Annotated in this window: 14 protein-coding genes and 2 pseudogenes; 5 read left to right on the top strand and 11 right to left on the bottom strand. The window is 71.1% G+C overall.

Annotated features, from left to right (window positions below):
• Nucleotides 1–119: 119 nt before the first annotated feature.
• Nucleotides 120–1,157 carry an L-glyceraldehyde 3-phosphate reductase gene (mgrA, locus tag N5875_RS14110; RefSeq protein WP_318208978.1) on the top strand — a complete coding sequence of 346 codons (1,038 nt, stop codon included), beginning with the start codon at nucleotides 120–122 and terminating at the stop codon, nucleotides 1,155–1,157.
• A gap of 356 nt (nucleotides 1,158–1,513) precedes the next feature.
• On the opposite strand, the gene N5875_RS14115 is transcribed toward mgrA, so the two are convergent.
• Complete coding sequence (locus N5875_RS14115; protein ID WP_318208977.1) at nucleotides 1,514–2,251, bottom strand: A24 family peptidase; 738 nt, start codon at nucleotides 2,249–2,251, stop codon at nucleotides 1,514–1,516.
• A 41-nt stretch (nucleotides 2,252–2,292) separates the two neighbouring features.
• Between N5875_RS14115 and N5875_RS14120 the strand changes: the two genes are divergently transcribed.
• Nucleotides 2,293–2,709 (top strand): DUF192 domain-containing protein, encoded by a 417-nt coding sequence (locus N5875_RS14120; protein ID WP_318208976.1) that lies wholly within the window; start codon nucleotides 2,293–2,295, stop codon nucleotides 2,707–2,709.
• On the opposite strand, the gene N5875_RS14125 is transcribed toward N5875_RS14120, so the two are convergent.
• Both N5875_RS14125 and N5875_RS14130 read right to left on the bottom strand, forming a co-directional pair.
• Entirely contained in the window at nucleotides 2,681–3,835 is a 1,155-nt protein-coding gene (locus N5875_RS14125) for a hypothetical protein (protein WP_338494060.1), read from the bottom strand. The genes N5875_RS14120 and N5875_RS14125 overlap by 29 nt on opposite strands.
• A 57-nt stretch (nucleotides 3,836–3,892) precedes the next feature.
• Nucleotides 3,893–4,294, bottom strand: a complete 402-nt coding sequence (locus tag N5875_RS14130; protein ID WP_318208974.1) for a hypothetical protein — start codon at nucleotides 4,292–4,294, stop codon at nucleotides 3,893–3,895.
• Nucleotides 4,295–4,416: 122 nt separating this feature from the next.
• Between N5875_RS14130 and N5875_RS14135 the strand changes: the two genes are divergently transcribed.
• Both N5875_RS14135 and N5875_RS14140 read left to right on the top strand, forming a co-directional pair.
• Nucleotides 4,417–5,337 (top strand): hypothetical protein, encoded by a 921-nt coding sequence (locus tag N5875_RS14135; RefSeq protein ID WP_338494062.1) that lies wholly within the window; start codon nucleotides 4,417–4,419, stop codon nucleotides 5,335–5,337.
• 212 nt (nucleotides 5,338–5,549) lie between these two features.
• Complete coding sequence (locus tag N5875_RS14140; protein WP_338494065.1) at nucleotides 5,550–6,437, top strand: hypothetical protein; 888 nt, start codon at nucleotides 5,550–5,552, stop codon at nucleotides 6,435–6,437.
• 13 nt (nucleotides 6,438–6,450) lie between these two features.
• Here N5875_RS14140 and N5875_RS14145 read toward each other — a convergent pair whose 3' ends face one another.
• The gene (locus tag N5875_RS14145) at nucleotides 6,451–7,035 is read right to left on the bottom strand and encodes a hypothetical protein (RefSeq protein WP_318208971.1); all 585 of its coding nucleotides are present in this window, start codon (nucleotides 7,033–7,035) and stop codon (nucleotides 6,451–6,453) included.
• 127 nt (nucleotides 7,036–7,162) lie between these two features.
• Between N5875_RS14145 and N5875_RS14150 the strand changes: the two genes are divergently transcribed.
• Entirely contained in the window at nucleotides 7,163–7,540 is a 378-nt protein-coding gene (locus N5875_RS14150; RefSeq protein ID WP_338494069.1) for a nuclear transport factor 2 family protein, read from the top strand.
• A gap of 106 nt (nucleotides 7,541–7,646) precedes the next feature.
• Here N5875_RS14150 and N5875_RS14155 read toward each other — a convergent pair.
• From N5875_RS14155 to N5875_RS14185, 7 genes and pseudogenes are all read right to left on the bottom strand, one after another.
• Nucleotides 7,647–7,792: pseudogene (locus tag N5875_RS14155) on the bottom strand (IS630 family transposase); the annotation flags it as partial.
• 13 nt (nucleotides 7,793–7,805) lie between these two features.
• Nucleotides 7,806–8,426: an OmpA family protein gene (locus N5875_RS14160; protein WP_318208969.1), complete on the bottom strand. Its 621-nt coding sequence runs from the start codon at nucleotides 8,424–8,426 to the stop codon at nucleotides 7,806–7,808.
• A 9-nt stretch (nucleotides 8,427–8,435) separates the two neighbouring features.
• Complete coding sequence (locus tag N5875_RS14165; RefSeq protein WP_318208968.1) at nucleotides 8,436–9,008, bottom strand: hypothetical protein; 573 nt, start codon at nucleotides 9,006–9,008, stop codon at nucleotides 8,436–8,438.
• Between the two features lie 14 nt (nucleotides 9,009–9,022).
• A pseudogene (locus N5875_RS14170) lies at nucleotides 9,023–9,646 on the bottom strand (pilus assembly protein TadG-related protein); the annotation flags it as partial.
• 41 nt (nucleotides 9,647–9,687) lie between these two features.
• Nucleotides 9,688–9,885 carry a Flp family type IVb pilin gene (locus tag N5875_RS14175; protein WP_318209234.1) on the bottom strand — a complete coding sequence of 66 codons (198 nt, stop codon included), beginning with the start codon at nucleotides 9,883–9,885 and terminating at the stop codon, nucleotides 9,688–9,690.
• Between the two features lie 303 nt (nucleotides 9,886–10,188).
• On the bottom strand, nucleotides 10,189–11,076 hold the full coding sequence (locus tag N5875_RS14180) for a DUF5936 domain-containing protein (protein ID WP_318208967.1): 888 nt from the start codon (nucleotides 11,074–11,076) through the stop codon (nucleotides 10,189–10,191).
• Between the two features lie 15 nt (nucleotides 11,077–11,091).
• Nucleotides 11,092–12,033 carry a type II secretion system F family protein gene (locus N5875_RS14185; RefSeq protein ID WP_318208966.1) on the bottom strand — a complete coding sequence of 314 codons (942 nt, stop codon included), beginning with the start codon at nucleotides 12,031–12,033 and terminating at the stop codon, nucleotides 11,092–11,094.
• Nucleotide 12,034 lies beyond the last annotated feature (1 nt).

The raw sequence follows: 12,034 nt of genomic DNA on the forward strand, positions 1-12,034 counted from the left end.
ACCTCTCCATGCAGCGGCGGTCCACCCGGCAGCGGCGGTCCGCAAGCCGCCACACTACTGCGCACGGGCGACAGGCTCCCAGCCCGGGACTGTCACAAGTCCGTGATAAGCAGAGATACGTGACTGATTCCCGCCTGTACCGCGCCGCCGCGGACCGTTATGACGCCATGGAGTACCGCCGCTCGGGCCGCAGCGGCCTCAAGCTCCCCGCGATCTCCCTCGGCCTCTGGCACAACTTCGGCGACGACCGCGCGCTCGACACCCAGCGCGCGATCCTGCGCCGCGCCTTCGACCTCGGCGTCACCCACTTCGACCTGGCGAACAACTACGGGCCGCCGCCCGGCTCCGCCGAGCTGAACTTCGGCAAGCTCTTCGCCCAGGACTTCGCGCCCTACCGCGACGAGCTGATCATCTCCACCAAGGCCGGATACGAGATGCACCCCGGCCCGTACGGCGAGTGGGGCTCCCGCAAGTACCTGCTGTCCTCGCTCGACGCCTCCCTGAACCGGATGGGCCTCGACTACGTCGACATCTTCTACTCGCACCGCTTCGACCCGCACACCCCGCTGGAGGAGACGATGGGGGCCCTGGCCTCCGCCGTCCAGCAGGGCAAGGCGCTGTACGTCGGTGTCTCCTCGTACAACAGCGAGCAGACCGCCGAGGCCGCGCGGATCCTGCGTGAGCTGGGTGTCCCGGCCCTCATCCACCAGCCCTCGTACTCGATGATCAACCGCTGGACCGAGGACGACGGCCTCCTCGACACGCTGGAGGACGCCGGCATGGGCTGCATCTCCTTCGTGCCGCTGGCACAGGGGCTGCTCACCAACAAGTACCTGAAGGGCATCCCGGAGGGCTCGCGGGCCACCCAGGGCAAGTCCCTCGACCCGGACCTGCTCTCCGACGAGGTGCTGCGGCGGCTGCGCGGCCTCGCGGACATCGCGGGCCGGCGCGGGCAGTCGCTGGCGCAGCTGGCGCTGTCGTGGGTGCTGCGCGACGAGCGGATGACCTCGGCGCTGATCGGCGCGTCCAGCGTCGCCCAGCTGGAGGAGAACGTGGCCGCGCTCGCGGGTGCGCCGCTGACCTCGGACGAGCTGGCGGAGATCGACTCGTTCGCCGTGGACACCCAGGGCACGAACATCTGGGCCGGCCGGGGCTGACGCTCCCGGAGTGACCGGGGGCAGGCCCTGAGGGGATCCAGGGCAGGCCCTGACGGGATCCCGGGAGGCCCTGGCGAGACCCGGGAAAGAAAAACGGGCCGGTCCGTGGGGGGGGATACGGACCGGCCCGAGGGGGGGTTTCCACCATAACCCTTCGATAGTCGTGTTGCGCGCCACGTACGCCGAACGAACCTCGGCGAATTCTCCGGAGCCCAGTCGGCACAAGGGATGCAGGGACCTGTGGCGGGTTTGCGCCCCGGCGCGGCGGCGGACTTCCGTCCCTCCGAAGAGGGACCGTCCGGGCCGGGCGCCGCGTTGACGGGGGGGGGCGGGCGACGGGCCGACGGGCACGGGGTTCACGGAAAGGCGGTGAACGCGCCGAGGAGGAGCCCCAGCAGCCCGCCCGCGAGCATGAACGGGCCGAAGGGGATCGCCGAGGAGCGGTCGGCGCGGCGGAGGAGGACGAGACCGAGGCCGTACACCGCGCCGAGCAGGAACCCGGCGAAGGCTCCGAAGAAGAGGATGTCCCAGCCGTACCAGCCGAGCGCCGCGCCCAACGGCAGCGCCAGCTTGACGTCACCGAGGCCGAGCTCGCCCGGACTGATCCTGTGGAGCACCAGATAGGCGCCGCCGAGGACGAGCGCGCCCAGCACGGCGTGGCGCCAGGAGCCCGCGTCGTACGGGAGGAGCTCGGCGACCCCGAGGAGCAGCGGGACGACGGCGGCCAGCGACAGGGTGAGCACGTCCGGAAGCCGGTGCACGCGCGCGTCGACACTGGCGAGGAGAACGGCGAAGGGCGCGACGAACAGCCAGACCGCCAGCTCGGGCCGGGGTCCGCCGGTCGCGGCGGCGAGCACGGCGCACGCGAGCGCGGTGAGCAGCGGTGCCGTGTGCGGACTTCCGGTCGTCGCGCAGTCCTGCCGCCCCGGCCCACCGAGCCAGCCGCGCGCGGGCCCGGCGAGGACGTGCTCGGCGGGGCAGCGGTCGCGCCACGGCTCCTCGGGTGCCACGGAGAGCCGGTACGCGGCACGCGGCACGAGCAGCCCGACGGCGGCGCCCCAGAGGACGGCGAGGATGATCGTCGTGACGTACACGGAGCCGACCCTAGGGTCGGCGGGCCGCTACGGTCTGGCACATGGGGAAATGGGCGGACGGGACGGGGACGCTGGCGACCGACACGGTCCGGGCGGTGCCGCTGGAGGTGGCGGCCTCGTACCGCGCGCGGCGGCGGGGACTGCTCGGGCGGGACGGGATCGCGGGGGCGATGCTCATCGTCCGGACGAACAGCGTGCACACCTTCGGGATGCGGTTCGCGATCGACGTGGCCTATCTGGACGGCTCGTTCACGGTCCGCTCCGTCGTGACGATGCGGCCGGGGCGGCTCGGCATGATCCGGCCGCGCGGCCGGCACGTCCTGGAGGCGGAGGCGGGCGCGATGGCGGACTGGGGGCTGCGGCCGGGGGTACGCGTGCGCGTGGAGACGGGCGGGGACGTGATCGGGGACGGGGACGGGGACGGGGACCTCACGGCGGGCCCGAACCCAGCAGGGTGAAGGCCCCGTACCCGGCGGAGGCGAGCGCGAGTCCGGCGAGGACCGGCACGGCGGTCCTGGTCCGCAGCCGCGCGAGGGCCACGGCGGGCGGGAGCAGCAGCCCGAAGGCGGGCATCATCAACCGGGGCCGGGAGCCGAAGTACGCGGCGCCGACGAGCGAGACGAACACGACCCCGATCGTGTGGACGAGCACGGGCAGCGGCTGCCGCTGCCGTACGCAGAGGACGACCAGCCCGCCGAGCAGCGCGAGGGCCACGCAGAGGCCGAGGGCGGCGGGCCACGGCAGGCCCAGGATGAACCGGGCGAGGGCGACACCGCCGTCGATGGAGTTGCCCCAGGCGGCCTGAACCTCGAAGTACGCGGTCGGGCTCCCCTCACGGACACCGACGTACGCGATGTACGCGAGCCAGCCGAGCGGCGCGATCAGGACCCCGACGAGCGTCCGCAGGGGCAGTCGCCGGTCCCGTACGAGCGTGACGAGGGCGGTGATCCCGAGGGCGGCGATCAGCGCGACGGCCGTCGGCCGGGTGAGCCCGGCGGCCACGCACAGGGCGCCGGCCAGGATCCAGCGCCCGCGCAGGACGGCGTGGAGCGACCAGGCGGCGAGGGCGGTGAACAGCGTCTCCGTGTACGCCATCGACTGGACGAACGCGGTCGGGTACACGCCCCACAGAACGGCGAGCAGTACGCCGGCGCGTGCGCCGAAGGCCTGCTCGCCGCACTTGTACATGCCCCAGGCGGCGGCGAGCCCGGCGGTCCAGGACACGAGCAGTCCCGCGGTGGCCGCGTCCAGCGGGAGGACGGCGGAGAGGCCGCGCTCCAGGGCCGGGAAGAGCGGGAAGAAGGCCAGGTCGGGGTGGACGTCGCCGTTCGGCAGGGTGGTCTGGTACCCGTAGCCGTTCTCGGCGATCCGCACGTACCAGACGGAGTCCCAGCGGCCCTTGAGCCGGTGCAGCCCGTCCTCGCCGGTGACGGCGGAGGCGATCGCGAGGACCGCGAGGCCGATGAGGCGGGTGACGGCGTACCCGCCGACGGCGAGGACCACGGGGTCGACGGTGCGGAGGGTACGGAGGGGACGGATGACACGGGTGGGACTGCTGAGTGCGGGCGGGGACGGCGGGGACATGCGTCCGATTATCCCGGCGGCGCGCGTGGCTCCGGCCCAGCGGCCTTGTTGCCTTGTTCAGCCCAGCGGCCTTATGCGGCCGAACCTCGCGGCCATGACGGGACCGAGCTGCCGGACGATGGCGTGCCCCGGCTCGTGCGGGGAGGGCAGGTCTCCGAGGAAGGAGGTGACGATGACCTCGTCGACGCCGAGGACACCACGACAGCTCTGCTCCTCCAGGAAGGCGAGGGTGCGGCGCCAGTCGGCCGCGCACGGGGACTCGCCGAGGAAGGAGCGGACGGTGTCCTGGACGACGTCCCAGAAGAACACGTGCGGCTGCACACCGCCCTGATGGAAGACATGGTTCTCGTACACGTCCCGGAACTCGGGGATCCGGGTGACGAGGTCACTGACCAACTGCACACTCTGCGCGCTCTGCACACTCGGGGCCGCGCCCGGAGTGTCGCCCGTCGTCGTCATCTGTCCAGAATGCTCCTGGCCGGCGGGGATGTCCCCCCGCCTTTGCGTTTTCCTGACGACGGCTTTCGGCAGGTTTTCCACAGGGGGTGCGAAGTATCCCTCTTCCGTGGATCGTTGGGCGTATGTACGAGTTGGCGATCCTCGCGAGGGGCGGGGTCCTCCTGACGGTCTGGGCGGTCGCGGCGGGCTGGCCGCCGGGCCGCCTGACCGGCCGTCTGCGCGGGGACGGCTGGCAGCGGATCTGCCGGGGCGCGTGGGCGGCCCCGGGGAAGGAGGTGGACTGGCGGGTGCGGGCGACGGCCGTCCAGTTCCTGCGCCCGGAGTGGATGTGCAGCCACGGGACGGCGGCGCGACTGCACCGCATCGAGCGACTGGGGGCGACGGGACGGGTCGACCACCTGGAGTTCACGGCCCCGGCACCGGCCCGATCACTGTCCGGCGAGGGGATACGGGTCCACGGCACGAGGTTCCTGACGGCCGGGGACGGGTCGATACGACGGGGCCTGCGGACGACGACCGCCGTGCGGACGGTCGGCGACCTGATACGGGCCGCCGGCAGCCGGGAGGAGGCGGTGGTGGCCGCCGACTCGGCACTCGCGCGGCGGGCGGTCGAGGGGGTGCGGCGCGAGGCACTCGTCCGGTACGAGGACCTCACCGCCGAACTCGCGGCGCCCCGACGGGGAGCGCCCCGCGCCCGTTCGTGGCTGCGGCTCGCCGAGCCGGCGTCGGGCTCACCGGCGGAGACCGTGGCGAGGCTGCGGATGGGGGACGCGGGCCTGTTCCCCGAGTCCCAGCCGATCCTGCGACCGGCGGCGGGACCGCCGCTGCGCCCGGACTTCCTGTTCCGCGCGGAGGGACTGGCCGTGGAGGTGGAGGGCTACGCCTTCCACGGCACCCGCCGCGCTCACGAACGGGACGTGGCCCGCTTCAACGCACTGCAGTCCTGCCCGGAGATCCGCCGGGTGCTGCGGTTCACGGCGGGCGAGGTCTTCCGGCACCCGGACCGGATGACGGCCACGATCAGGGCGGCGCTGACTCCCTGACTCCCTGACTCCCTGACTCTCTGGCTCTCTGGCTCTCTGGCTCCCTGGCTCTCTGGCTCTCTGACGAGAGGGACCAACGAGACGCACGATAAAGTCCGTTGGCTGCGACGCGATCATCACCGCAGCACGCCCCTGCCGCGCCATCCCGCCATCGGAATGCGGGGCGGAAGGAGCCCCTCTCCACCAACACCAGAGAGAAACAGGGAGTTTCGGTGTCCACGGCCCCCATGCCTCCGAGCAACCACCCGCACCAGAACGCCGGTTCGCCCGGCGGGTCGTTCCCGCCGCCTCCCCCGCAGCCGCCCCGACGGCAGGGCTGGTTCGGCAGACAGAGCGAGGGCGTCCGGATCACCATCATCGGTGCGGTGATCGCCGGCGTCTTCTCCCTGGCCGGCGCCGTCCTGACGACCGCGCTGACGGACAAGGGGGAGAGCACGTCGAACGCGAATGCACCGACGCAGCCGCCCACGGCCACCGAGGCGGACACGACGCCCCCGGTGTCCTCCGAGGAGACGCCGTCGGGAGAGCCGACGGCGCCGACGACGCCATCGGGGCCGTCGGAGCAGGAGAGCGACGCCCCCTCCCCCCATGACTCCTCGACGGCGACGACACCGACGACCGTGTCGTACGAGCCCTTCTACACGAAGCAGGCCATGTCCCTCGGCCTGCCGCCCGGTTCCGACCTCGGCACCATCGACTTCGACGCGCCGGCCACACGCCGGTACACCGAGGACGAGTGGAACAAGGCGAAGGAGAAGGCCGAGCAGAGCGGTGTCCCCGTCGAGGCCGATCTGACCTACCAGGACACCCTGGAGGGCTACCTGTCCCTGCGCAACGGCCGCAACGCGGCCCAGCTCCAGCCCACGGACGCGTCGGAGAAGGCCGCGGACTGCGCCCGCGCGGCCCGGGTCGGCGGCTTCACCGAGTCCGAGATGGCCACGTGGGAGCTCCCCGCCAAGACGGTCCTCTGTGTCCTGACCGACAAGGGGAACATCGCCCGGGTCGTGATCTCCGGCTTCATCGGCGGCAACCCCCAGTCCACGGTCGCACCGCCCACCCAGATCTCCCTGGAGGTCACCCTCTGGAAGCCGGGCGCCTGACCGTCGGAGGCGTTCAGAAGATGTCGGGCGTACGGTTCAGGAACCGGCCCGGCAGGGAGTACCAGCGGCCGCCCTGGGCGAGGTGCCGGGTGTAGACGCCCTGGAGGAGCAGGGCCAGGGAGAGGTCCACGGCGTCGGCCTGGCCCTCGGTCCTGACGTCGAGCGTCACCGGCCTGTTCCAGTCGTCGCGGGTGACCCGGACGACGATCCCCTGCCGCAGCAGCTCGTGGACCCTCTTGTCGTGCCCCCGCCGGTACCGGTACGCCCGGCCGGCGAGGCCGATGCGCAGGGCGCGGCCGTCGCGGGACAGCCCGCTGCGGCGACGGCTCAGGGTGCCGACGTACTCACCGACCTGGAGCCTGGCGCGCGAGGGCAGCGGCGCCCGCCCGAACCTGATGCCGCTGAAGACCCCCTGCGGCAGGCGCTCTCCGGTGACCGAGAACTGCGCGAAGCTGTCACCCCGCCCGACGGCGTTCCCGTACCGCAGATCCACGAACCCGAGCCCGGGGATCGTGCCGGCCCAGGAGGGAGCGGGGGCGAGCCATCTGGACGCGGCCTCGGGGTCGGTGTGGCGGAGAGTGAATCCGGCGGTGCTCATGACACGCCAGTATGCCCGTTGGGCATGTGGGACCCATGGGCCCGCGTGCTGTGACCGGGATGGTCCACCGTGGCCGGAAGGCGGCTCGCGGGACGAGCGCACGCGAAGCGGCTGGTATTACTGGGGCATGCAGGATGAGACCGCACGCTCCGCGATCGACACGTTCATCTCCGCGTTCAACGCCTCGGACGACAGCTATGTGACTGCCCTGCTCTCCCAGGCCCTGACCTCAGATGTGGTCTTCTGGGGGCCGTTGGGCCGCAGCGAAGGAATCGCGGCGGTCGAGCGGTTCGTACTGGACATCCGGCGCCACCCAGCGGGGACCGGCACGATGGTGCGCTGCTCAGCGGTGGACATGCCTGACGAGTGGGCCCGGTACAAGTGGGTCTTCACCACGCCGGATGGAGGCCCCCGCCTGGCGGGAACGGACGTCGTCCATCTGCGGCGGAGCCTCATCGACCAGGTCATCGTCTTTGCGGGGGAGATCGAGCCGTCAGCCTCCTGAGTCATCCTTCTGTCGCTGTCCTTCTCCTGAACTTGCCCTTCGGCGCTCGGGGGCTGCGGTTCGCAGGTGGTCAGGCTGCAGTGCTGACGGGGCGTCCGCCCCAGCGGATGCCTTCCAGGATGATGTGGATCGGGGCGCCGTCGGGTCGACGGCGCGGATCGACTTGAGCGCGGCCAGGGTGTTGGCGGTGCCCTTGCGACGGCGGTTGACGCCCCACAGGCGGTCGTCGCCCACGGAGCAGCAGGCGTGGAAGGAGGTCTCGGGGTCAGGGCGCGACGGGAGGCGTGGTGCGGGGGAAGGAGATCTCGACGCGACGGTTCTTCTTGCGGCCCTCCTCGGAGCCGTTGTCGGCGATCGGGTAGTCCTCGCTGTAGCCGCGGATGTCGAAGGTCGTGCCCGCGTCGAGGCTCCGCGCGAGCACCTGCTGCACGGCGACGGCACGCTCCTTCGACAGCTTGAGCCCGTGCTCGTACGTCCCGAGGTTGTCGGTGAACCCGAAGACACGGACGCGACCGGAACCGAGCTTGTTGATCTCTGCGGCGATGGCGGCGATACGGGCGTTGGCGGCGGGCGAGAGCTTGGCGCTGTTCTTCGGGAACAGCACCTCGGCCTGCAGCGCGAACGTCACGTCCACGTTGGTGTCCTGCCGCCGCTGCTCACCGCCCTCGTCCTCGACGATCTGCTTGATGTCGAGCACCTTGGCGGCGGCGAGGGTGGCACCGTCGGGGAGCATGAGCCCAGGGGAGTTGGGGTCGATGGCCGGGGGCGGGGAGGCCGTGGCGGCGGACCCGGGGGGATCGTCGGCGTACGCCACGGGCACGACGAGGGGCCCCAGGGCGACGGAGGCGACCAGGAGGGCGGCGAGGCGGCGGGATGTCGTCGTCATGGCGTCGCCTCAGGAGAGTTTGAGGGTGGCGGGTTCGAAGGTGGGGAGCTGGAAGCTGACTTCGGTGGTGGCCGGGGGCGGTGCAGGGAACTGCATGAAGACCGGGATCGACAGGTCCGCGCCGAGATTGGAAAGTCCGGACGTGGTCAGCGGACGTCCATCCGTATCTCTCAGCACGTAGTACCGCTTCTTCCCCAGCGAGTCGATCAGCGTAGCTCCACCAAGGGAGTTGCCGTGCTTCACGACCTCTGTCTCGTCACCACTCAAGCGTGAGGAAATGATGGTTGGGGTGCTGGACGTGTTCTTCAGCTGCCCCTTGACCGTAAGGAAACCGCCGGCGTCTCGTTCCACCGAGTTGATGGCCAGCTCAAGGCCCTTCTGCCCCTTGAGGAGGGCCAGTACTTCCGTCGGCTCCTCGGCACTCGGCTGCTCCTGACCGGCTGAGGTCTTCTGAGGCGAGGCAGTGGTCGCGGCCGGCTTGTCCGCCTTCGGCTTCTCCTCGGCCCCGCAGCCGACCACGAGGAGGGCCACCGACGCGACCGCGAAGGAGGCCAGCCCCTTTCGTGCGTACCGAACATCCATGAAGCGCGCTTCCTTTACTCGTCGTCGCCGGCCAGTCGGACAGTGAAGAGATCTACAGCGCTGGGCAGTACCGGGTCTCCGGGGTCGATCGTCCAGTCCTCCTCACCGCAGGTGAGCCCGGTGATCGGCTCCGGTTCCGGTTCCGGCTCAGGTTCCTCCTCCGGTTCCGTGGGATCGGGATCCGGCTCGGTTTGCTCCGGTTCCGGCTCCTCCGGAGGTGTGAAGAAGCATTTCGGCTCGATCAGGGCCTTCGCGGTTGCCGTGGCCTGCCGCGCCTCCGTTCCCGGGAGACCGACGCTTTTCTGCGTACGCACGGTGACGCTGAAACCCTGTTGTCCCGCAAGAGGTACACAGTCGACTGGGAGCGCTCCGCCGTTCTTGGCTGCGAAGACCGCTGCCTGCTGACACGCAGGGGAAGTGTCATACGCCTTCCCCTGGAGAAACCCGTCCCACTGCTCAGGGGCGAGAATCACGCCGAGCCACCCCTCGCGGAGCTGGGTCCGGGCATCCTCTGCGGCGGCGAGTGCCGCCGCGTCGGCTGCCGTCTGGGCGCTGCTACGCGTAGCCGCGGCCTGCCCCACCACGAAGTAGACGAACGCCAGGAACAGCAAGCCCCCGATAGCGGCGATGTACACCGGGAACGCCTGCCCCGCATCACTCCGCCCCCGAAGCGCGACTGCTAGCCGCCCGTCAGCTCGGTGATTTTTGTGGCGATCGCATCCTTGATCGACTGCCCGATGTCCGTGCCGGTGATCGCCACAACAATCGCCACCACCACCACAATGATCCCCAAGTACTCCACCGCCGTCTGCCCGCGATCCCCTCGCAGCAGACGCACAGTCACTCCCACCTTGGCCCTCGTCAGGGCCTTCAGCATCGCGTCGTTCATCGTGGTCCCCTCCGCGTTCAGACGCCTGTGCTTGGGCGCGGTTCGCCGACGGGTGGGTCGGCGGACAGGGCCCGTGGGCCGTGTGGGCCCTGGTCATCGGGTGGGCCTGGTGCCCAGCCAGGAGGCTATGGCCTCGGCGCGTGCGCGGGGGGCGGTTTGACGGTTGTCGAGGCTCGTCGCGACCACGTCCATCACTCCCCCTCCCTCACACTCAGTCCGCACTGTGGCACATCCTGTTGCGCGCGCGAAGGTCTTTCCCCCGAATATGTCACCGGCCGCCTCGGCGGAAACTCACTCGCCCGTCACCGACCCGAAGTCCGTCCCCGTGCCCAGGAACAGGCCCGCGCCCAGCAGGATCATCGTCGCCGGGACCATCAGCGTCGTGATGACCATCGTCGCCTTCGGGACCGCCTTCGCCGCCTTCCTCCGCGCGTTCTGCGCGTCCGTGCGCCGCATGTCGTTGGCGATCTGTATCAACGTGTCCACGATCGGCGCGCCCAGCTCCTCGCCCTGCTGCAACGCCGTCACGAACTGCGCCACCTGCTCCGAGTCGTTCCTGCGGCGCAGTTCGTCGAAGGCCTGGCGGCGGCTGACGCCCATGTCCATCTGCCGGAGCGTGATGCGGAGTTCGTCCGCCCACGGACCTTCGTACTTCTCCGCCACCCTTTCCAGCGCCTGCCGGAAGCCCAGGCCCGCCGAGACCACCACCGCCAGCACGTCCAGGAAGTCCGGCAGCGTCCGTTCGATCTGGTCCTTGCGGATGCGGACCGCCGACCAGATGCCGACCTCCGTCCAGAACGCGCCGAACGCGAAGAGGAGGACGGCCACCAGGAAGGAGCCCCTGCTCAGCATCAGCAGGCCGCCCAGGCCGCCCAGGAAGCCGTAGACCGCCCGCCTCGCCCCGTACCGGTCGATGGTGAGGCCTCCGGGGTTGCCCGCCAGGTCGATGCGGCGCCGGACGGTGTTGACCCGCTTGGGGCCCATCAGCCGGAGCACGGTCGGCGACCAGCGCATGCCCAGGCGGTCGACGGCCGAGTCGACGGCCCCCGTGCGGGTGGCGCCGACCTCCAGGGCGAGCCTGAGGTCGTCGGGGAGCTTGGCGTCCGCGCGATAGAGCCGGACGCCGTACGCGGCCCCGGCCACGGCGAGCCCGGCGAGGAGGGCGAGGAGGAGGTCCACGGTGGCAGTCCGTCCCTACACGTCGATCTTCGAGAAGCGGCGGATGGCGATGAAGCCCACCACGTACAGGGCGAACGCGGCGACGACGGCGAACTGCCCGAGGGCCGAGCCCGTCATCCGGTCCAGCGCGCCGGGCTGCATGTTGTCGATGAGCAGGAGCGAACCGACGCCGATGACCGGGACGGAGTACGCGGTCATGCTCACCTGGGAGAGCTGGGTACGGACCTCGCGCCGGGTCTCCTTGCGTTCCTCCAGCGTCTCGGTGAGGTTCCGCAGGGAGGAGACGACGGTGCCGCCGGCCCGGTTGGCGAGGACCAGGGTGGTGACGAGGACGACGAGTTCGCGGGACGGCAGCCGCTCGGCGAGTTCCCCCAGGGCGTCGTCGAGCGACGTACCGACGGCCAACTGCTGCGCCACCTTCTCCAGTTCGTCCCCGGCCGGCGCCTCCATCTCGTCGGCGGCCAGGCTGAGGGCCATCCGCAGCGCGAGGCCCGCCTGGGTGGCGTTGGCCAGGATGCGGGAGAGTTCGGGGAGTTGGTTGATGAACCTCTCGATGCGCTTCTGGCGCTGCCAGCCGAGATAGCCCATGGCGACCCAGATGCCCAGCAGTCCGCAGATCGGGCCGAAGAACGGCGACAGCGCCGCCTGGCCGACGACCCACAGGACGGCCACCGTCGCCGCGAGGGCCACCGTGAACTCGCCCGGGGTGATGTCGAGGCCGGTGGCCGCGATCCGCAGCTCCAGTTTCCGGCCGAGGGCCGTCCGGCGGACCCGCCGGTCGACGCTCTGGAAGCGGCGCCTGCGGCGGCCGGTGGCCTCGGGCGCGCCCGACTCGTCGAGCCGGGCGACGAGCGCCGCGTGCCGGCGGGCCCCGCTCGCGTACAGCTGGACGCCGACGATGCCCAGCACGCAGGCGAGCAGTGTCACGCCCGTGGTCAGCCAGAAGGGGTCGGTCATC

The organism is Streptomyces sp. SJL17-4 (assembly GCF_036826855.1).
Classification (GTDB): domain Bacteria; phylum Actinomycetota; class Actinomycetes; order Streptomycetales; family Streptomycetaceae; genus Streptomyces.